Raw genomic sequence first — 21,497 nt, forward strand, 5'->3', positions numbered from 1 at the left:
GGCAGATGCAGTGCTGTAGCACCGGGGTCTGACACCCCCGTTCGAGGCCGGATGGCCGGCCCGTCACGGGGTCCACAACCACGGGTCGCCCACCGTTCAGTCGTTGGCGCAGGCGCGGCGGTAGGTGATGGCCACCTTGGAGCCCGGCGGCGGCACCGCGGTGAACACCACGCTGTTGGACGCGGCGTCGTAGGTCCAGCCGCTGGTGGTGGGGGTGCCGTTGACGCTCACCACCACCGTGCCCGCGTCGGGCTCCTCGCTCAGCGGGAAGCGGTCCTGCGCGCTGAACGCCTTGTTGGCCACCTGGCGCAGCAGCGGCGCGTAGTCCGCCGCGCAGACGTTGAGCACCTCGCCGCCCGTCTGCGCCGCCGCGTCCGCGTACCGGGTGCCGGTGCCGCCCGCCGTGGCGCAGGACGTCTTGGTGGGCGCGATGGCGAAGAACGTGGCCCGCTGCGGCTGGTTCTCACCCTTGCGCTGCTGCGCCCACTGCACGTACGTGGAGACCGCGTCCGGCGAGTGGTCGTCCTCGTCGCCCACGAACACCACCACCAGCGCCGCGGAGTCGCGCAGGAAGCCCGCGTTGCCGTCGTTGGGCAGCGCCGTGCGCGGATCATCCACGTTGTTCACCAGGGGGGACGTGAGCGCGCGGCGCATCGCCTCGAAGCCCTGCTCCACCTGGGCGCACTGGCCCACCTGCACGTTCTGCTGGAGCACCTGCGTCACGTCGGGCGTGCCCAGCGTGAGGATGCGCTGGCGGCTGTTGTCCGCCGGGAAGAAGCGGCCCGCCTCGCCACCCAGCGCGCCGCCCGGGCACGCGCCGGAGACCGCGGAGATGCCCGTCGTCGTCACCGCCATGTTCACGTCCACCGCCTTGTTGCGCGCGGCGTCCACGAACGAGGGGATGGCGGACACGAGCTTCGGGTGCTCCTCCACCATGGACGCCGTGTTGTCCACGACGAAGAGCACGTCCACCTTGCTCACGTCCTGCTGCACGAAGGTGTCCGTCTTGTCCGTCTTCTTCGACGACTCACCGATGAGCGGCACCATCAGCGGGATGGGCAGGTCGCTGGAGTCCACGTAGAGCGGCGACAGGTTCATGCCCGTCACCTGCGCCAGGTAGTCCACGCCCACCGTGAAGGACTCGCCCGGCTGGAGCTGGAACGCGGGCGGCGCCGGGTGGTCCAACAGCTCGAACTCCGCGTCCGTCGTGCCCGGCCCGATGAAGACGTTGGAGATGGTGACGGGCGTGGTGCACGCATTGAGGTAGTTCACCTCGCGCGGCGCCGGGCGGCAGTCCTTGCGGCCCAGGCCGAAGTCCAGGTACCAGGGCGACGCCACCAGGCACGTCTCCTGCGAGTTCGCCAGCAGCGGCACCTGCCGCACCGGCGTCACCGGGTTGTACTGCTCCACCTGCAGCTCCCCCGCGAAGCTGCCGCCGGTGAAGGGCGCCTGGAAGGCCACCTGGAAGCTGAACCAGTCCCCCGGGTAGATGATGCCGCCGAAGAGCTCGCCGCCCGGCATCTTGAACACGCCGCCGCCGTCATTCGCGATGCGGATGTTCTTCACCGGGCACAGGTCCGCGCCCTTGTTCTCCAGCTTCACGCCCAGCACCGCGCCGCGGCCCGGCGGCAGGGTGCCGAAGTCCACCAGCTCCGGGGTGACGGTCAAATCACACGGCGCGTGCGCCTTCGCGTTGCCGAAGAAGTCCAGTTGCACGGTGGCCGCGGAGAACGCGCTCGTCGTCATCACCAGCGCGCCGGACGCGCTGCCCTCGCGCATGGGCTCGTAGAAGACCTCCAGGTTCAGCTCGCCATTGGCCGGCAGGGTGAACGGCAGCGTCACCGGCTTGTGGTTGAACTGGAGCTGGGCGCCCGTCGCGTCCGGCGTCCAGTCCAGCGTGTTGATGGTCAGCGGCCCCGCGTTGTCCGTGCCGCAGTTCTTCACGTTCACCACCACGCGCACCTTGGAGCCCAGCGGCTGCTCGCCGAAGTCGTGCATCATCGGCGACACGCACAGCTCGGACGCGCCGCCGAAGCCGCGCAGCGGCACGGGCAGCGTGGGGTGGCGCTTGCTCACCACGGTGTAGACGGCGCGGTCCGTGGCCGGGCCCATGTGGCCGGGGCTGTAGCGGATTTCAAAGGCGCGCACCTCGCCCGGCTGGAGCACCAGCGGCAGGCCCGTGTTGTTCTGGCTGAAGGACGCGTCCGTGCCGTCCAGCATCAGCGACGTCACCGTCACCGGCTCCGTGCTGATGTTGCGCAGGCTGGAGGCCTTGATGGCGTCGCGGTCCACCGGCACCGCGCCGAAGTCCACCACCTCCGGCTCCGCCACCACCGCGCGCTCCAGCGACTCCGCCGTCACCGTCACCGGCACGTCCGCGCACCCGTGGCAGGGGGAGATGGCCAGGGCGATCTGCTTCCTGCCCACCCGCACGGGGTTGAAGGTGAGGGGCAGCTCCACGCGCTCGCCCGGGTTCACCGTCACCGGCGCCGCGACGAACTCGTCCTTGTCCGCGCCCACCAGCTTGGGCGTCACCATCACCGGCAGCTCGGTGGGGTTGTCCAGCGTCACGCCCAGCGTCTTGGTGGAGTCCGCCTCGATGCGGCCGAAGTCCAGCGCGCGCGGCGTCACCCGCGCCCACGCGTCCACGCCGGCGCCGTTGAGCGGGATGCGCATCAGCGGCTCGATGCGCGTGTCCGAGCGCACCACCAGCACCGCGGGCAGGCCGCCCTGCGCCAGCGGCGCGAAGCGCACCTTCAGCGTGCACTCGCTGCCCGGCACCAGGCTGTGGGGCCCCTCGTGGGTGAACTCCGCCTTGTAGGCGCCCTCCGGCCCCTCCACCCAGGCCTCGTCCACCGTGATGCGCGCGCGGCCCACGTTGCGCAGCGTCACCGTGGATTCGCGAGCGTCGAAGACCGCCACCCGCGCGAAGTCGACGCCGCCCGGCGTCGCCGTCAGCCGGCCGTCCGCGAGCGATGAACGCTCCCGGTCCGCGCAGCCCGACAGCAGTCCCACCACCACCAACCCCAGCAGGCCCCAGCGCCCCGTCATGGCACCCACCCGTCCCTCCCGCCTCGCCCAAAAGCCTTGAAGCCGCGCCAGCGACCCCACCGTCCGGGTGGGGTCCTCGCGGATCAGGTGGCGAAGCTAGGCACCCACCCCGGGACTGCCAACCGCCTCACCGTGGGAAAAACAGGGGAACTGCCCTCCAGAACGTCCACTGGATGGCACCCCCGTGCCCACCCCGGCGGAAGACTTCAGAATTTCGGAATCCGCAACGTCTTGCTGATCATCGCGCTGCCGCTGGCCACGTAGAGCAGCGCCAGCGGGTGCAACTGGAGCGGTCCCAGGTTCCACACCCCGCCCCACAGCGCGTCGCCAATGCGGCCCTGCCAGGTGGCCGCCGCCAGCACCATCACCAGCAGCAGGCTGGTGGGGATGGGGGTGCCCTCGAAGTACTTCACCTTGCCGGTGCCGTCGGACAGCTCCGCGGACGTGACGTTGAAGCGCGCCAGGCGGCTGATGCCGCACGCGACGAAGTAGAGCAGCGCCGCCACGTCCAGGTTGCCGCGCAGCCCCACCGCGAACGCCAGCGCCGCGGGCGCCATGCCAAAGGAGATGACGTCCGCCAGCGAGTCCAGGTCCGCGCCCAGCGGCGACTTGCGGAAGCGCCACCGCGCGATGCGCCCGTCCGCCACGTCCATCACCAGCGCCACCGGCATCAGGCAGAACGCCACCCACAGCCAGCGGGGGTTGCCCGTGGCCAGCGACTGCATGGCCGCCAGGATGGCCCCGGCGCCGGAGAAGCCGTTGCCGAGCGTGACGAAGTCCGCCAGCACGAAGGTGCGAATCATGGAGAAGTGGCGGCGCGGGCGGCGGGCCGCGGGCGGCGACGAGGGCTCGGACGTCATGGCCCCCGTGTAACACACACCGTCTTTCCGGCTTTCCCAAACCCACGACGCAATGCATCCGCGCGTTTCATCTCCGGGGAAAAGTCAAATCCCAGAAACATTGACCGGCGAATCTCCACCTTCCTAGTCTCCGGGCCGCCATGCCCGAGCACACCCCCGATACTCTTCCTCCTCGCGGAGGGTTCCGTTCTGTCCGGACCCGCCGTCTTTCTTTCTCCCTCATCGCTTCCCTGGCGCTCGCCGCGTTCAGCACCGGCTGTGACGACGAAAAGGAGCCGGTCGACCCGACTCCGACGCCGACCACGCCGAAGTACACGGCGAAGATCAAGCGCACGTCCTACGGCATCCCGCACATCACCGCGGACAACTACGGCAGCCTGGGCTTCGGCCAGGGCTATGCCTTCGCGCAGGACCACGTCTGTACGCTGGCGGACCAGATCCTCAAGGTGCGCGGCGAGCGCGCGCGCTACCTGGGCCAGGGCGCGGGCAACAAGTTCGTGGGCAGCGACCTGGCGTACCTGGCCATGGACCTGATGGGGCGCGCGGAGGCGGCCTTCCCCACCCTGTCCCAGGAGATGCAGGACATGGTCACCGGCTACGCGGCCGGCTACAACAAGTACCTGGAGGACGTGCCCGCGGACGCGCGTCCCGCCGAGTGCGCCAACGCGGCCTGGGTCAAGCCCATCACCCCGGTGGACCTGCTGGCGTACAACACGGACCTGACGCTGCTGGCGGGCATCAACGCGCTGGCGCTCACCATCCCGTCCGCCACGCCGCCCGCCGTGAGCGCGCAGACGGTGGACCCGAAGCAGGCCGCGCTGCGCCCGCAGGCGCCGTCGCTGCAGGAGCTGCAGCGGCTGAAGCTGGCGGACTTCGGCAGCAACGGCTGGGCCCTTGGCGGTGAGCGCACCGACAACGGCAAGGGCATGGTGATGGCCAACCCGCACTTCCCCTGGGAGGGCGAGCTGCGCCTGTGGGAGAGCCAGCTCACCGTGCCGGGCCAGATGAACGTCTACGGCGTGGGCCTCATGGGCGTGCCGGCGGTGCTCATCGGCTTCAATGACAACCTGGCCTGGACGCACACGTTCTCCGCCGGCCAGCGCGCGACCATCTACCAGTTGCAGCTCGTGCCGGGGAAGCCGACCGTCTACAAGTACGGCAACGAAGAGCGCCAGATGACCTCCAAGACCTTCACCATCCTGGTGAAGCTGGCGGAGGGCTCGCTGACGAACTACTCGCAGACCGTGTGGTTCAGCCACTACGGCCCGATGATCGCCTTCCCGGACTCGGCCGCCCCGGCGGGCTTCCCCCCGGGCGCGCTGGGCTGGAACAGCCAGACGGCGCTCACGCTGCGTGACGCGAACATCGACAACACCAAGTTCCTGGACCAGTTCCACGGCATGAACAAGGCCAAGACGCTCACCGAGTTCAAGAGCGTCTACGCCACCGAGCAGGGCCTGCCCTGGGTGAACACCATGTTCGCCGACAAGGACGGCAACGCCTGGTACACGGACGCCACGCCCACGCCCAACCTCACGAAGGACGCGTACACGAAGTGGGCCACCGAGGCGAACACGCCCGCCCTCAACGTCACCTACGGCATCTTCCAGGCCCTGGGCTTCGTGGTGCTCAACGGCAGCGATCCGGCCAATGAGTGGCAGGTGGAGCCGGGCTCGCGCAGCCCCGGCCTGGTGCCCTTCGCGAAGGTGCCGCAGTTGGACCGCAAGGACTTCGTCTTCAACGCGAACGACAGCTACTGGCTGGCCAACCCGGCCGCGCCGCTCACCGGCTTCTCCCCGCTGCACGGCTTCGAGAGCGTCCCCCAGTCGCCGCGCACGCGCATGAACGCCAAGGTCCTCACGGAGGTCTCCGCCACCGGCGCCTCCGGCGCGGACGGCAAGTTCAGCTTCGACGAGCTGAAGACGGCGGTGTTCAGCAACCGCAGCTCCATGGAGGAGCTGCTGCGCGCGGCCGTCGTGGAGCGCTGCACGGGCAAGACGACGGCGACCTACAACGGCACCGCCGTGGACATCAGCCAGGCCTGCGCGCTGCTGGCCGGCTGGAACGGCCGCTACGACCTGGACCAGAAGGGCGCGTTCATCTTCCGCGAGTTCCTGGGCGCGTACACCGGCGCGCAGTTGGTCAACAAGGGGCCGCTGTTCGACGTGCCCTTCGACCCGGCCAACCCCATCGCCACGCCCAACACCCTGACGCCCGCGCCCGCCACGGGTGACGACCCGGTGCTGGTGAAGCTGGCGCAGGCCGTCTTCACCATCAACCGCTCCGGCAACGCGCTGGACAAGACGCTGGGCCAGGTGCAGTTCACCACCCGCTCCGGCAGCCCCATCCCGCTGCACGGCGGCATGCACCGCGAGGGCGTCACCAACGTGATGTCCTTCGGCGCCGCCCGCACCACGGTGTTCGACTTCGCCCAGCCCCACTCCGCCACGTACAACAGCGCCACCCTGCTGGCCAAGGAGGGCTACCCCATCAACAACGGCAGCTCCTTCATCATGGCGCTCCAGTTCACCGACGCGGGCCCCAACGCCAACGCCGTGCTGACCTACAGCCAGTCCGGCGACCCCAAGTCCCCGAACTACGCGGACCAGACGGTGCTGTACTCCCAGAAGCAGTGGCGCCCCATCCTGTTCACGGACGCGCAGATCAACGGCGACGCGAACCTGGTGGAGACCACCGTCTCCGGCGGGTAGCCGCTCCCGTCTGACGGCCTGAAGCCTCTTGAAGGCCCCGGGAGCCACCGCGCTCCCGGGGCCTTCTTGTTTTCATGGGGAGTCGCCGTTGAAACTTGTCACATGGAACGGAATAGACAGACAGGGTGGGCGGCCCTGGCGTCTGGGTTCAGCATCCGTTAGCGGACACCCCAGGGGGCCTCCGAGGCAATCACACAGTTCGTGACGCCGTCAGGATTGCGAGGATGTGTCGTCCCGGCAATGTCAGCCTCCAGGGCTAGTTTCTTGACCGCGGCTGAAGCGCAGGATGTCCCCCAGGCCCAGGGAGAAAGCCCGGACGGGTACCGACCGGGACGGCCGCTGGGCCCGACACGAAGGAGTCGCGAACGCCATGGCACTTCCGGTCTACAAGACAGACGTCATCGACAAGGTGTTCTTCCTGCGCTGGGACGCTCCACCGACGCCGGAAGAGATTCAGGCCGTGTTCCAGAAGATGCAGGCCGCCTACCAGCAGCACCAGCAGCAGCCGCTGGTGCTGGTGACGATCGCGGGAGCGAAGTCCGCGGTCCCCAACAGCGAGCAGCGGCGGCACCTGTCCAACATGCTGTCGGACGCGCGGTCGCTGTTCTCCGAGATCCACGTCATCATCGAAGGCAACGAGCTGCAGCACAACCTCCAGCGCGTCATCGTGTCGGGGATGCTCATCGTCACGCGGACGTATGACGATCAGTTCATCCGCGTGCACAAGAACGCGGACGGCGCGGCGGGCTTCATCGCCCGGCGGCTGGGGGTGGACGGCTCGCAGGTGGTGAACGAAGCGCGGTCGCGCGGCGTGGTGATGTAGTCCCCGGGGGGATTCGGGGGCCCTTTTCGAGGGCCCCCGGCCCCGGAAGCGAGAGAAGCCTGCCCGGCGGGCGGCCTTCAGCCCCTCGCGCCCTGCCCCACCGGACGGGCCGGACGGGCGGCGCCGACGGAGCCGCGCACGTAGCGGTGGTCGAAGAGGTCCACGTAGAGGTACTCGGGCCAGGACACCATCGCGCGAGCCCCCAGCATCACCCCTCGCATGATTTCACTCACCATCAGCCCCGCGGCGGTGGTGGCGCCAATCACGCACGTGGGCGCGTGGCCCTTTCCCTGGTAGCAGGCATCCATGTACTCCTGGAGCATGTAGCTGCCCAGGTGCGGGATGATCTTCGGCAGGTCGATGCGGCCGTCCGGGAGGATGAAGAGTTCCTCGTAGAGCGGCGCGTCCGGCTGGAAGACGTGGAGCGCGGCGCCGAAGCCCAGCATCAGCCCGGTCATGATGGGGATGCCCATCCGCCGGCACGTCTGGTGGAGCGACTCCTTGGCGCGGGCCCCCGCGATGTCGATGACCTCCACCACGTAGTCCACCGGCGGCAGGCCGCCCAGGCCCTTGAGCACGTCCGCCACGTTGTCGTCGGTGATGCCCTCCTTCACCTTCTGCACGCGCAGGTCCGGGTGGATGTCCCGGCACATGCGCTCCACCACGTCCACCTTGTGCTGGCCCAGGGTGCTCTCGAAGCAGCCGATCTGCCGGTTGATGTTGTGGCGCTCGTAGACGTCGAAGTCCGCGAGCGTCAGGCAGCCGAAGCCCAGGCGCGCCAGGTCCACCGCGCACTGGCCTCCGGCGCCGCCCACGCCGGCGACGAGCACGTGGGTGCTGGCGAGCTTGTCCATGGTCTGCGGGTGGAGGACGCCCAGGTTGCGCTGGAAACGGGGGTTCACGTTCGTCATGGAAGGCCTCCCTACTTGCGCATGCAGACGTAGAAGTTCTCGCCGTAGTAGTCGTCGCCGTCGGCCACCAGCGCCTCGCTGAAGCCCACCTTCTCCAGGAGCTTCACCGCCTGGTCCGTGTCCAGGAAGGTGACCATCTCGTTGGGGTCCGTGGTGAGCTTCTGGGCGCAGGTGCGGTGGTGGTTCACCGCGCGCTGGAGGCTCTCCGTCCACCGCCCCTGGGCCTCCCACTCCCGGATGGAGTTCTTCAGCACCAGCTCCAGGTCGGGCCGGGGCCGCTTGTTGCTCGTCATGCACAGGACGCCGCCGGGCTTCAGGTGCGTCCAGGCCTCGCGCAGCACGGCCTCCGGGTCCCTCACGTAGAAGAGGACGTTGTTCATCACCACCGCGTCCGCGGCCCCCTCCACCTCCAGCGGGAACTGCGTCACGTCCCCGGGCAACAGCGTCCAGCGGGCGCGCACCGCCTCCGGCTCCTTCGCGCGGCGGCGCACCGCCAGCGCCAGCATGGCCTGGTTGTTGTCGAAGCCGACCACGCGCTGCCCCCGGCGCACCAGGGGCTCGCTCACGAGCCCCGTGCCACACCCCGCGTCGATGACGTAGGAGCGCTCCCGGGTGTCGCGGAGGATCTTCTCGCGCTGCCGCTGGTAGCACGGCAGCTCGGGGATCATCTGATCGTAGCTGTGCGCGAAGTCGTTCCAGATGTTGTCGACGAAGACGGTCTCGGGCATGGGTCCTCCCCCTCCGAGGGGAGTCAGGGTGAGACCCGCTGTTGTCTCCCGGCCCACCACCCCCATGCGATTGCCCCGCCGTCTTCCCCAACCATCCAGGACTTGCCTGTTTCAGATGTATGTGTTGGATTGAATGAACAAACACACCCTGGGGGGCCGGAGGGGGCGTCCGTTCAGTCCCCGGGCGTCCGCGCCATCCGTGGTGCGCATGTCTCAAGTTTGAAGGACTCGCCGTCCTGTGTTTCTTCACTCGGGGGATGCCGGGACAGGCGTCCGGCGGCCTTCACCGGTGAAGCTTGCCCTGCGGGGCAACACCAATGAAATCAATGACTTGGACCCTGGCGCGGAAGGTGCTCTGGGAAGGCCTGCATCAGGAGGCGCCGGGTGTCAGAGCCTGGCGCTTGTCTGCGTGGGGGACCCTCATGCGAGTCGAGGTCGGTATGCGTAGGACGTGGAGCCTGTGGGTGATGCTGGTGTTGTTCGTGGCGCTGCGCGCGAATCCGGGGGACGCGCACGAGGCAGCGATCCAGGCGGAAGAATGGAAGCGGTCGCTGGTGGCGGCGGGCCTGGTGGCCTCCCCCACGAAGCGCGAGTCGCTGGGCGGTGGGCTGGCGCACTACACCTGGAAGGTGCGGGTGGGCGGGGGGAGGTACGACGCCATCACCGTGCACCGCGTGGTGCGAGAGGCGCACCCGTGGGTCCCGGCGCGCAGCAGCCGGGCGGTGTTCATGGTGCACGGGGACCTGTGGGGCTTCATGCCCGCGTTCCTCACCAGCAGTTGCGTGACGACGATGCCGGAGAACCGCTCCCTGGCGGCGTTCCTGGCGAGCCAGGACGTGGACGTGTGGGGCCTGGACCTGCGCTGGGTGGGCGTGCCCGAGTCGGAGACGGACTTCCAGTTCATGGAGGGCTGGACCCTGCAGACGCACGTGAAGGACGTGGGCACGGGCCTGGCGCTGGCGGACGTGGTGCGGCGGCTGTCCGGCAACGGCGGCAAGGACGACCGGATGTTCCTGCTGGGCTGGAGCCGGGGCGCGACCATCGGGTACGCGTACCTGGACGGGGAGTCGCAGCGTCCGCGCGCCCTGCGCCGGGTGGACGGCTTCGTGCCCATGGACATGGTGATTCGCTACGGGCCGGACGCGGCCGAGCAGCGCCAGTGGGCGTGCCAGCGGTACGAGGCGCTCCAGGCCGCCCGCGACGAGGGCCGCACGGAAGGGGGCCTCTTGGGGCCCGCGCCGGGCATGCCGGTGAAGACCATCGGGGAGCTGGCGGACCAGGCTCCCGACGAGCCCTCCCCGCTGGCCCCGGCGGGCTTCGCGGGGCCGGTCAGGCCCACCAACCGGAAGTTCGCCGTCATCGCCGCGGGGCGGACCGGGGCGCTGCTGGCGCCGCTCCAGCCCATCACCCCGGGCTACCACCTGGCGGGCAGCGTGCCGGACACCGCCGGCCTCCCGGACACGACGGCCTTCACGGCGGAGCCCACCCTGTTCGACTACCTCCAACTGGCGGTGCCCTACCAGAGCCTCAACGAGGTGGTGGAGACGGAGAAGCAGTTGTGCGGCCTGGACGTGCCCTATGACGACCACCTGAAGGACGTGAAGGTGCCGGTGCTGTACGTGGGCGCGGCGGGCGGCGTGGGCCGCTACGGGGAGTACTCCACGCGCCTGCTGGGCAGCACGGACGTCACCCACCACATCGTGCGCAACCGCGCCGAGGGCGAGCGCGCGCTGGACTTCGGCCACGCGGACCTGTTCCTCGCCCGGGACGCGCGCGTGCGCGTGTGGCAGCCCATCCTCCAGTGGATGCGGGCGCACTGACGGCGCGCCCCGGGACATGGAGGGCGGGGGCTACTCCGCCTTCCACAGCCCGTGGCGCCGGGCCCGGCGGCCCAGCGTCACGGGGTCCATGCCCAGGGCCACGGCGGCGCGGCGCAGGACGCCGCCGTGGCGCTCCAGGGCCTCGCGGATGAGGTCGCGCTCCACCTGCTGGAGCCGGGCCCGGAGCGAGCCGTCCCCGGTGGGGTCCGCCCGGGGCAGCGTGTTGTTGAGGAGCGCGGGCGGCAGCAGGCGCCGGGTGAGCATCTCCCCGGGCCGGGACAGGAGCACCGCCCGCTCCACCACGTTGCGCAACTCGCGCACGTTGCCCGGCCAGCCGTAGCCGTGCAGCACCTCGTCCGCGTCCGGGGCCACGCCCGTGGCGGAGCGCTTGAGGGTGCGGTTGAACTGCTCCACGAAGGTGCGCGCCAGCTCCGGGATGTCCTCCGGGCGCTCGCGCAGGGGCGGGATGTCGATGGTGAAGCTGTTGAGCCGGTAGAAGAGGTCCGCGCGGAAGCGGCCGGCGCGCACCTCCTCGCCCAGGTCCCGGTTGCTCGCGGCCACCACGCGCACGTCCACGTGGCGCACCTGGGTGCCGCCCACCGGGCGGATGTCGCCCGTCTCCAGCACGCGCAGCAGCTTCGCCTGGAGGTTGGGCGTGGTGTTTTCAATCTCGTCCAGGAAGATGGTGCCGCCGTTGGCGAGCACGAAGAGGCCCGGGTGGTCCGACACCGCGCCGGTGAAGGCCCCCTTCACGTGGCCGAACAGCTCGCTCTCCAGCAGCGTCTCCGTGAGCGCGCCGCAGTCCTGGACGACGAGCGGCAGGTCCCCCCGGCCGGAGAGCCGGTGGAGGATGCGCGCCAGCACCTCCTTGCCGGTGCCCGTCTCGCCCTGCAGCAGCACCGCCACCCGGTGGGGGGCCACCAGGCGCACCATCTCCATCACCCGCTGCATGGGCGGGCTGCGAAAGCCCACGTCCTCCCCGTGGCGCCCCACGCCCACCACCGGCGTCTGGGCCAGCGCGCGCTCGCGCAGCAGGTTGCGCTCCAGCTCCAGCGCCATGCGCCACTGCTCCGTGCGGAAGCCGTGCTCGCGCCCCGCCTGGAGCACCGCCTCGCGCATGGAGTCCGGGTCCGGCCACGCCCCCAGCGCCCGGTAGATGCGGCCGGTGTTGAAGAGCGCCACCAGCCGCTCCGGGGCCGCCGGGGCGCAGTAGACGATGCGCGAGGCCAGGTCGCTGGGCGGCCCCGCCCCCGTGGGGTCCACCTCCGCGCGCAGCTCCGCCAGGGACTCCACCAGCGCGAGCGCCCGCGACTCGTCCTGGCCGCACACCAGCAGCACCGCCATGTCCCCGCGCGTGAGCAGCGCCTGCACGTCCTCCGACGTGGCGGCGAAGTGCGGCGTGGCCACGCCGTCCAGGGCCTGGCGCACCGCGCGTGACTCGTCCTCCGAGGCGAAGGCGGCCACCACCTGCAGGTGGGACGTGGCCAGGTAGCGCGCCAGCTTCACGCCGTCCGCCGCGTCGAAGGCGCCGAAGCTGATGCCCAGCGCCGCGACGGTGCCCCCGCCCCCCGCCGTGTCGTGGCGCCAGCGCACCGTGCCGTGCACCCGCACGTGGGCGCCCGTGTCCGGCAGCGAGAAGGCCATCTCCACCGGCTCGTTCTCGTGCGGGCCCTCCGAAGGCCGGCGCGGCGTGGCGATGAGCCCGATGCCCGTCTCGCTGATGTTGACGGACCAGCAGCCGTGCAACGCCGGCTGCGTCACCACCTTCACGTACAGGGGCTTGCGCTCGCTCCGGGGCACCTGCTCGGACGCGGAGCGCGACATGGGGTGCGTCACTCGACCGGCCTCATGGCCGCCGCGCGGCGGGCTTCCTGGAAAAACACGGACATTTCAGCGGGGGTTTCTGCCTGATTCTCCCGGCATCGCAAGTCGGCGGCAAAGGGGTGTCTCTCCGGCACGTCACAAGTGGACACGGGTCCAAACCACCCTGCCTGGAACACGGAGGCCGCTCCCCCCACACCGCACCACAACCCGCGGCGCGAAACAGCCGTGCTCCGGGGGTACGCATCCCACGCGACGGGCCGTATCGCTCCTTCCGGTGTGTTGAAGGATTCCAACCCGGCCGTCTGAAATTGATGTCTGTCTTTCGGTTTCGAACCTGCCCGGCGTGCAGGCGGGCTCAACGTCGCTTGTGTTCGAAATAAAACTTCGCTATTCGGTTTATCACCTTGGAAACGGCAGGCTTTCGAACGCTGCCGGATGGAGCACCGAACCCCCGTCACGTTGTCTTTCTCCTCCCGTCGACGCGGCCCTGTCGAACAGGTCCGGGAGCACGAGAGGGGATTGCCCCGCCGTAAAGCCAGACATCCCCCAGCCGTGCCCCGGTCTCCTGTCGTTGGAGCATGGCCTTTCACTGCCTGTCCTTTCCCCCTGGGCCAACCCCTTGAAGAAAACCCTCCTCCTGGTTGAAACGTTGTTCGTCCTGGGCGCCGCCGGCTGTGGCGCTCCGGATGGTTCCCTTCCGGCGGAAGAGCGCCAGCCGTCGCTCGAGACCGCCGGTGAGGACCTCACCACCACCGGCTGCACGCAGCTCACGCCCACAAGCGTGAAGGCCAGCGGCGACGACGGCACCGGCAGCGTCGCCACGAACACGCTGGATGATCAGCTCACCACCCGCTGGAGCAGCCTGGGCAAGGGCCAGTGGATCGACTACGACCTGGGCGCCACCAGGAGCGTGGGCGCGATGGCGGTGGCCTGGCACCAGGGCAACACGCGGGTGAACACCTTCACCGTCTCCGTGTCGCCGGATGGCTACACCTATACGCAGGTGTACAGCGGCAAGAGCAAGGGCACGACCACCGCGGCGGAGACGTACACCTTCACGCCGGTGAGCGCGCGCCGGGTGCGCGTCACGGTGCAGGGCAACACCCTCAATGACTGGGCCAGCATCGCGGAGGCGCGCCCCTGCGCCGGCACCACGACGACGCCGCCGCCCACCTCGCCGGGCGGCATCGTGTGGCGGGGCGACTTCGAGTCCGGCGACCGAGGCCAGTGGGACGGCACGCAGATGATGTCCGCGGACCGGCTGCAGGTGATTCCGTCGCCGGTGCGCGAGGGCGGCTACGCGCTCAAGGCCACGGTGAAGCAGGGCGACGACCCCATCAACTCCAGCGGCAACCGCAATGAAATCTTCAAGCTGACGAAGGAGCCGTCGGGCTCCGAGTACTGGTACCGCTGGAGCACGCGCTTCGCGCCGGACTTCCCCAGCGTGAACACCTGGCAGCTCTTCACCCAGTGGCACCACGACGGGTGCTGCGGCTCGCCGCCGGTGGAGTTCTACGTCTACGGCGAGGAGATGCGGCTCAACATCGGCGGGTCCCCGGGCATCATCGTCTGGCGCACGCCGCTGGTGCGCAACGCGTGGCACGACTTCATCTTCCACGTGAAGTGGTCCCCCAACGCCACCGTGGGCTTCGTGGAGCTGTACTACAACGGCCAGCTCGTGCTGCCCAAGCGCTACATCGCGACGCAGTACTCCGGGCAGCTCAACTACCTGAAGATTGGCCTGTACCGGAACGACACCATCGCGCCGGTGGGCGTCGTCTACCACGACGGCTGGGTGATGGGCCGGACGCAGGCGGACGTGCTGGATGCCAACTACAAGCTGAAGTGAGACACCGGCCGCGTGCCCCGGTAGGCGCCGGGGCACGCTCCGGGATAGGCTTTCACGAGCCCATCCCCAGGAGTGCCCCCTTGCGTCTGTGCGCCGCGCTGACCGCCTTGTCCCTGCTGGCGTCCTGCACCACGACCTACGCCATCCCCAAGCCGGAGCTCGCGCGGCTGGATGGCTTCCGGGACGACAACGCGGCGCTGATGCGGGAGCTGGGCGACGTGATGCTCAACCGCGCCACGGAGCGCAAGCGCGTGCTGCGGGACGTGGAGGGCCAGCCGCACCCCTTCACCTCCGACACGCCGCTGGCGCTGGCGCGGGTCTCCGCCCGGGCGGACGCGGAGTTCCAGCGCTTCATCGAGGTGGGCGTGGACGGGGACCGCTTCCGGGGCGTGCCGCTGGAGGGCTCCACCTCCAGCACCGCCGCGCCCCCCATCGTCGTCCCCCTGTCGGAGGTGGACCACGCCCGGCTGCGCGAGTTCAGCCTGGGCAAGACGCTGCTGTTGACGGGCACCATCGGCGCGGTGGTGCTCGGGTCGCTGGTGGTGGCGAGCATGTTCTTCGAGCCCACCACCGGCTCGGACCCGGACGACCGCGGCGTCATCGACCTGGGCCCGACGCCCCGGCTGACCTCGAACCTGGGCTTCTGACGTCCCGCTAGCGCGCGTCCGTGCGCTGGCGCAGCAGGCCCTCCTGGGCCACGGAGGCCACGAGCCGCCCGTCGCGGGTGAAGACGTGCCCGCGCGCCAGGCCCCGGGCGTTGCCGGCCCAGGGGCTCTCCATCGTGTAGAGCAGCCAGTCGTTGACCTTCAGGTCGCCGTGGAACCACAGCGCGTGGTCCAGGCTGGCCATCTGGAAGCCCGGCTGGAGGAACGTCTGGGCGTGCGGCTGGAGCGCGGTGCCCAGCAGGTTGAAGTCGCTGGCGTACGCGAGCACGTAGCGGTGCACCTGGGGCTCGTCGGGCAAGGCGCCGTCGGCGCGGAACCAGACGTGCTTCACGGGCGCCTCTGCCTTGGGCTCGAAGGGGTCCACGTACGTGACGGGGCGCATCTCGATGGGCTTGGCGGAGAGGAACTTCTCCCGGTGCCGCTCCGACATGCGGCCCGCGTGGCGCCCCAGCAGCTCCAGGTCCGTGGGCAGCGACTCCGGCGGCGGCACGTCCGGCATGGTGGCCTGGTGCGTGAAGCCCGGCTCCTCCCCCTGGAAGGACGCCATCAGCGTGAAGATGGGCTGCCCCTTCTGGATGGCCACCACGCGGCGGGTGGTGAAGCTGCCGCCGTCGCGCACGCGGTCCACGGTGTAGACGACGGGCAGGCCCGCGTCCCCGGGGCGCAGGAAGTAGCCGTGCAGCGAGTGCACGGTGCGCTTCTCCGCCACCGTCTGGCTGGCGGCGGACAGGGACTGCCCCAGCACCTGCCCTCCGAAGAGCTGCCGGAAGCCCAGGTCCTGGCTCGCGCCACGGAACAGGTTCTCCTCGATGGGCTCCAGCTTCAGGAGCCCCAACAGCTCATCCAGCACCCGGCTCATGTACGTCCTCCCGTTTTGACGCACCCCGTCCATATCCCAGCCCCGGGCCCGCGCGCGCGGGCCAATGTAGAGTGCGGCGCCTTTCCGTCCCGGAGGAGCCCGTGGCCTCGCTTTCCCTGCCAGACGCCGTCCGGCGGCACCCGGCGGCCTGGAGCATGGCGGCCACGTTCGCCGCCAGCCTGCTGCTGCGCGGGCTGTACCTGGCGGGCTCGCCGGACCGGGACTGGCCCTTCTCCGTCTTCTTCGCGGGCGACGCGCGCTTCTTCCACACCGCCGCGCTGGACCTGGCGCGGGGCCGCGAGGGCCCCATCGCCCTGCCCTACCACCCGCCCCTGTTCCCCGCGCTGCTGGGGCTCCTGTACCGGGTGCTGGGCGAGCCCCAGGGCAGCGCGCTGCCGTACAAGCTGGCGCTCGCCTGTCTGGGCGCGGCCACGGTGGCCTTCTGCCAGGGCTTCTGGCGGCGCCTGCTGGGGACGCCGTGGAGCCTGGTGGCGGCGGGCCTGTATGCCACGAGCTTCGGGTGGCTGGTGCTGTCCACCTCGTACAGCAACGAGACGCTGTCCGCGCTGTGGCTGTGTTTCACCTGTGCGCTGGCGTCGCGCGTGGGCGGCGCGGCGCCGTCCTGGCCCGCGGTGCTGGGGTTGGGGGCGGTGATGGGCTGGGGCACCCTCACCCGCGCGGAGCACCTGGGGCTGTGGCCCTTCCTGCTGACGTATGCGTGGACCGCGCGCGAGCGGGGGCCCTGGAGGCCCTGGGCCCTGCGCTGGGGCGCGGCGGTGGGCGTGTCCCTGCTCCTGCTGGTGCCCTCCGCGCTGCGCAACCTGGACACGATGCGCGAGCTGAACGCGCGGGCGCCGCACCTGGAGCCGCTGCCGGAGTGGGTGCCCGTCACCGTGTACGGGCCGCTCAACTTCGCCATGGCCAACCACGCGGGCGCCACCGGGGGCTTCACCCCGGCGTTGATCAACCAGGGCGGCAGCAACGGCCAGTTGGATCCCTCCCGCCCGGAGCACCGGCGCCTGCTCCTGCACGGCTACGCGCAGGGGCTGCGCTGGATGGTGGCCTCGCCCGCGGACGCGGCCCGGCTGCTCGGGGCGAAGCTGGACCTGTGGCTGGACGGCCTGAGCCTGGGCGTCGGCGTGTCGGACGTGCCCGGAGGCCTCACCGGCGAGCGCGCCCCGGTGGACGTGTTCGTCCCCGACGCCGCGTGGCTCAAGTGGCCGCTGGCGGCGCTGCTGCTCGCCGGGATGCTGCTGTCGCTCAAGCCCGCGCACGCGCCCTTCCGGCTGCTGTCGCTGGTGGTGCTGCACCGGGTGCTCGTCACGCTCGCCTTCTTCGGCTACGCGCGCGGCCTGCTCGTCGTCTTCCCCGCGCTCCTGCCGCTGCTGGTGCTGCCGCTGAAGGTGCTGGGCGAACGCCACGCGGCGGTGGCCCGGAGGCTTCCCGCGCTCGCGGGGGCGCTGCTGCTGCTCGTGTGGGTAGAGGCCGCGCTCGTCGCCACGCGGCAGACGCCCCGCCGCTTCATGGCCAGCGGCACCACCGACGCGGTGAACGGCAAGCTCATCCAGGACGACCGCGTCCGGCTCTGGCCCCAACCCTGAGCGGGGGCCCGGGTGGAATACTGCGAGCGGACCGAAACGCTCCGCGAGTGAAGAATCCCCCAGTGAACATTGCAAACCCATGAATTTACTTATTTTCCATAAATTCACAGATACTCAGGAATAACCGCAATTCATTTTTAAAAAGCGAATGACCTAAGCAGGAGGCGCTCCGCCCCGGAGCCCGCCGGACCCGTCCGGCGGCATCACCCGAGGAGACGTCATGCGCCCCCTGCGGTCCGCGTTGTGTTGTCTTGCCCTCCTGGTGTCGTCCACGACATACGCCTTCCAACCCGCCCCACCCGAGCAGCAGGGCGCGGTGGCGAAGAAGGCCTTCTTCAAGCCGGACCTCTACCTGCCCATCCAGAACGTGCCGCTGGAGAAGGCGCGGTCGCTGATGCCGCGCGCGGGCGCGGACCGGTGGGCGGGGTTCATCACCCGCTTTGGCGGCAACGTGCAGGTGTACCTGGATCCGCTGTCCGGCATGCCCACGGGCATCCAGGGCAGCTTCCCGCTCATCCCGGGTGACGGCTTCCGCAACAGCGTCACGCTCGAGTCCGTGCGCCAGGGGCTGGGCCGCTCGGTGGGCAGCGTGGACGAGTCCGTGGTGGGAGAGCTCGTCTTCAAGTTCGTCGCGGACCACCAGGACGCGATTGGCGTGGACCTGCTGCAACTGGGCTCGCCGCGCGTGACGCAGGTGTCGGACACGCTGTGGCAGGTGCACATCCCGCAGGTGGTGAACGGCGTGCCGGTGCGCCACGGCCGGCTGGCGGCCACCATCAGCCACGGCAACCTCATCCTCCTGGGCACGGAGGCGTGGGCCAACGTGGGCATCGACACGAAGCCCCGCTTCAGCGCGAACCAGGCGCTCGCCGCGGGCAGCACGTTCCTGGGCCAGACGCTGTCGCCCACCAGCCTGTGGCAGCCGCCCACGCTGGAGGTGACCCCCTACGCGCGCACGGGCGCGGCCTTTGGCCAGGGCTATGGCCACGCGCTGGTGTGGAGCTACGGCTTCTCCAACCCCGGTGAGCACGAGCGCTGGAAGGTGACGGTGGACGCCAACTCCGGCGAGGTGCTCTCCGTGGAGGATGACAACCACTACTTCGACGCGCAGGTGAAGGGCGGCGTGTACCCGTCCACCAACATCGGCACGTGCACGTCCAAGGAGACGTGCGGCACCATGCAGCCCAACACGCCCATGCCGTGGGCGAACACGGGCTTCGCGTCGCCCAACAACTTCACGGACGGCGCGGGCGTCTACAACTACAGCGCCGGCACCCTCAACACGACGCTCGCCGGCAAGTACGTGAAGATCGCCGACAGTTGCGGCGCCATCAACGTGAGCTCCGCCACGGGCAGCCTGGACCTGGGCGGCGTGAACAACGACCACGACTGCACGGTGCCCGCGGGCACGTCCGCGGGCAATACGCCGGCGGCGCGCTCCAGCTTCTACGAGCTGAACAAGATCAAGGAGGTGGCCCGCGGCTGGCTGCCTGCCAACACCTGGCTGCAGGGCCAGCTCACGTCCAACGTGAACCTGTCCAGCACCTGCAACGCCTTCTGGAACGGCAGCACCGTGAACTTCTACAAGTCCGGTGGCGGCTGCCGGAACACCGGTGAGATTGGCGCGGTGTTCGACCACGAGTGGGGCCACGGCATGGACAACTTCGACGCCAACGGCTCCCTGTCCAACTCCAGCGAGGGCTACGCGGACATCGCGGGCATCCTGCGCCTGCAGACGTCCTGCGTGGGCTACGGCTTCTTCCAGACGACGGACACGGGCTGCGGCCTCACGCCGGACGGCACGGGCTACAACCAGCAGGAGTCGCAGGTGGCGGGCCAGTCCTGGTGCAACCTGCGCTGCTCCGGCGTGCGTGACGCGGACTGGGCGGCGAGCGCGCCGAACATCCCGGCCACCCCGCAGAACTTCACCTGCAAGATGTGCTCGTCCGGCTCCGGCCCGTGCAGCAAGCAGGTGCACTGCGCCGCGTCCCCCGTGCGCCAGGCCGCGTGGGACCTGGTGACGCGCGACCTCACGGCCGCGCCCTTCAACTACAACTCCAACGACGCGTTCCTGCTGGGCAACAAGCTCTTCTACCAGGGCTCCGGCAACATCGGCACGTGGCACGCCTGCAACTGCACCGCCGGCACGTCCGACGGCTGCGGCGCGACGAACGGCTACATGCAGTGGCTGGCCGCGGACGACGACAACGGCAACCTGGCGGACGGCACGCCGCACATGACGGCCATCTACGCCGCGTACAACCGCCACAACATCGCCTGCTCCACGCCCGCGCCCACCAACGGCGGCTGCGCGGCCGGCCCCACGGCGGCCCCCACCACCACGGCCACCCCGGGCGACAGCCAGGTGAGCCTGTCTTGGACGGCCTCCGCGGGCGCCAACCAGTACTGGGTGATGAAGACGGAGGGCTTCGCGGGCTGTGACTTCGGCAAGGCGCGCGTGGCCACCGTCACGGGCACCAGCTACACGGACCCGGAGGTCGCCAACGGCCGCCAGTACTGCTACTCCGTCGTGCCCGCGAGCAGCAACGCGTGCTTCGGCCAGGCGTCCGCCTGCACCTGCACCACGCCCACCTGCGCCGCGCCCGGCGCCCCCACGCTGTCCACCCCCGCCTCCGGCGCCACCGGCGTGGAGCTGCTCGCGGCGCTGGACTGGGCGGACGTGACGGGCGTGTCCGGCTACGAGGTCCAGGTGGCCACCGACAGCGCGTTCACCAACGTGGTGCGCAGCGCCAACTCGCTCGTGGCCAGCGCCTGGACGGTGTCCCCGGGCCTGACGGCGAGCACCGCCTACTACTGGCGCGTGCGGGCGCTCAACTCGTGCGGCGGCACCAGCTCCTGGAGCGCGACGCGCAGCTTCACCACGCGCGGCTGCGTCACCCTGGCGGCCCCCACCCTGACGGCCCCCGCCAACGCCGCCACGGGCGTCGCGCTGACGCCGGCGCTGGACTGGTCCGACGTGACGAGCGCCTCCGCGTATGACGTGCAGGTGGCCACCGACAGCGCGTTCACCAACGTGGTGCGCAGCGCCACCGGCCTGTCCTCCAGCGCGTGGAACGTGACGCCGGGCCTGTCCAACCTCACGGCGTACTACTGGCGCGCGCGGGCCACCGATAGCTGCGGCGCGAGCCCCTACAGCGCCGCCTTCAGCTTCACCACCACCAACGTGTGCACGCCCACCGTGGCCACGTACAACGCCACCCTGCGCACCCCGGCCTGCGGCTCCGTGTGCGGCTGCGACACCGGCCCCACGCTCGTCAACGGGCGCGGCACGGTGTCCGGCGGCGTGGAGCCCAACCAGCCCAACACCCTGGGCGGCACCTGCGCGGACGGCTCCAGCGGCAGCTACCACGCGGATGAGAGCATCGACCGCATCGTGCTCAAGACGGTGGACCAGGGCACCATCACCCCGGGCAAGCAGCTCACGGTGGACGTGACGGTGTGGTGCTACGGGACCAGCGACCAGTTGGACCTGTACTACACGACGAACACCACCACGCCGTCGTGGACCGCCATCACCACGGCCCAGGCCTGCACCGCGGTGGGGCTGAAGACGTTCTCCTTCCCCGTCACCGTGGGCAGCACCACCGGCAACCACGCCGTGCGCGCGCAGTTCCGCTTCAGCAGCACGCCGACCAGCGCGTGCGTGTCCGGTTCGTACAACGACCGCGACGACCTGGTCTTCAACGTCGTGTCCCCGGTGGCCGCCAGCCCCTCCGCCCCGTCCGCGAAGCAGGTGCGGGGCCGGGCCCTGACGGCGCGCTAGTCAAGACGCGC

The 21,497-nt window shown here is 70.2% G+C and carries 13 protein-coding genes; 7 read left to right on the forward strand and 6 right to left on the reverse strand.

The genetic code is table 11. The features are described from left to right. Window positions 1-96 precede the first annotated feature (96 nt). Both K8612_RS03685 and K8612_RS03690 read right to left on the reverse strand, forming a co-directional pair. Complete coding sequence (locus tag K8612_RS03685; protein WP_223761275.1) at window positions 97-3,051, reverse strand: choice-of-anchor D domain-containing protein; 2,955 nt, start codon at window positions 3,049-3,051, stop codon at window positions 97-99. A 206-nt stretch (window positions 3,052-3,257) separates the two neighbouring features. Further along, complete coding sequence (locus tag K8612_RS03690; RefSeq protein WP_223742426.1) at window positions 3,258-3,911, reverse strand: phosphatidylcholine/phosphatidylserine synthase; 654 nt, start codon at window positions 3,909-3,911, stop codon at window positions 3,258-3,260. Window positions 3,912-4,051: 140 nt separating this feature from the next. Between K8612_RS03690 and K8612_RS03695 the strand changes: the two genes are divergently transcribed. Together K8612_RS03695 and K8612_RS03700 are read left to right on the forward strand one after the other, a co-directional pair. Continuing rightward, the gene (locus K8612_RS03695) at window positions 4,052-6,622 is read left to right on the forward strand and encodes an acylase (protein WP_223761276.1); all 2,571 of its coding nucleotides are present in this window, start codon (window positions 4,052-4,054) and stop codon (window positions 6,620-6,622) included. A 370-nt stretch (window positions 6,623-6,992) separates the two neighbouring features. Further along, on the forward strand, window positions 6,993-7,445 hold the full coding sequence (locus tag K8612_RS03700; protein WP_223742424.1) for a DofA protein: 453 nt from the start codon (window positions 6,993-6,995) through the stop codon (window positions 7,443-7,445). Window positions 7,446-7,522: 77 nt separating this feature from the next. Here K8612_RS03700 and K8612_RS03705 read toward each other — a convergent pair whose 3' ends face one another. Together K8612_RS03705 and K8612_RS03710 are read right to left on the reverse strand one after the other, a co-directional pair. After that, the gene (locus K8612_RS03705; RefSeq protein ID WP_223761277.1) at window positions 7,523-8,356 is read right to left on the reverse strand and encodes a ThiF family adenylyltransferase; all 834 of its coding nucleotides are present in this window, start codon (window positions 8,354-8,356) and stop codon (window positions 7,523-7,525) included. 11 nt (window positions 8,357-8,367) lie between these two features. Beyond that, complete coding sequence (locus tag K8612_RS03710) at window positions 8,368-9,084, reverse strand: class I SAM-dependent methyltransferase (protein WP_223761278.1); 717 nt, start codon at window positions 9,082-9,084, stop codon at window positions 8,368-8,370. A gap of 440 nt (window positions 9,085-9,524) precedes the next feature. Here K8612_RS03710 and K8612_RS03715 point away from each other — a divergent pair, with 440 nt between their 5' ends. After that, window positions 9,525-10,904, forward strand: a complete 1,380-nt coding sequence (locus tag K8612_RS03715) for a hypothetical protein (RefSeq protein WP_223761279.1) — start codon at window positions 9,525-9,527, stop codon at window positions 10,902-10,904. A 30-nt stretch (window positions 10,905-10,934) separates the two neighbouring features. Here K8612_RS03715 and K8612_RS03720 read toward each other — a convergent pair whose 3' ends face one another. Beyond that, entirely contained in the window at window positions 10,935-12,728 is a 1,794-nt protein-coding gene (locus K8612_RS03720) for a sigma 54-interacting transcriptional regulator (RefSeq protein WP_223761280.1), read from the reverse strand. Between the two features lie 619 nt (window positions 12,729-13,347). On the opposite strand from K8612_RS03720, the gene K8612_RS03725 reads away from it, so the two are divergent. Both K8612_RS03725 and K8612_RS03730 read left to right on the forward strand, forming a co-directional pair. Next, window positions 13,348-14,577, forward strand: coding sequence for a heparin lyase I family protein (locus K8612_RS03725; RefSeq protein WP_223761281.1), 1,230 nt, complete (start codon window positions 13,348-13,350; stop codon window positions 14,575-14,577). Between the two features lie 80 nt (window positions 14,578-14,657). Then, complete coding sequence (locus K8612_RS03730) at window positions 14,658-15,224, forward strand: hypothetical protein (protein ID WP_223742419.1); 567 nt, start codon at window positions 14,658-14,660, stop codon at window positions 15,222-15,224. Window positions 15,225-15,231: 7 nt separating this feature from the next. On the opposite strand, the gene tesB is transcribed toward K8612_RS03730, so the two are convergent. Continuing rightward, complete coding sequence (tesB, locus tag K8612_RS03735) at window positions 15,232-16,101, reverse strand: acyl-CoA thioesterase II (RefSeq protein ID WP_223761282.1); 870 nt, start codon at window positions 16,099-16,101, stop codon at window positions 15,232-15,234. 155 nt (window positions 16,102-16,256) lie between these two features. On the opposite strand from tesB, the gene K8612_RS03740 reads away from it, so the two are divergent. Together K8612_RS03740 and K8612_RS03745 are read left to right on the forward strand one after the other, a co-directional pair. Further along, entirely contained in the window at window positions 16,257-17,702 is a 1,446-nt protein-coding gene (locus K8612_RS03740) for a glycosyltransferase family 39 protein (protein WP_223761468.1), read from the forward strand. A gap of 220 nt (window positions 17,703-17,922) precedes the next feature. Beyond that, window positions 17,923-21,486, forward strand: a complete 3,564-nt coding sequence (locus K8612_RS03745; protein ID WP_223761283.1) for a fibronectin type III domain-containing protein — start codon at window positions 17,923-17,925, stop codon at window positions 21,484-21,486. The last annotated feature ends 11 nt before the right edge of the window (window positions 21,487-21,497 follow it).

The organism is Corallococcus sp. AS-1-6 (genome assembly GCF_020037015.1).
Taxonomy (GTDB): domain Bacteria; phylum Myxococcota; class Myxococcia; order Myxococcales; family Myxococcaceae; genus Corallococcus.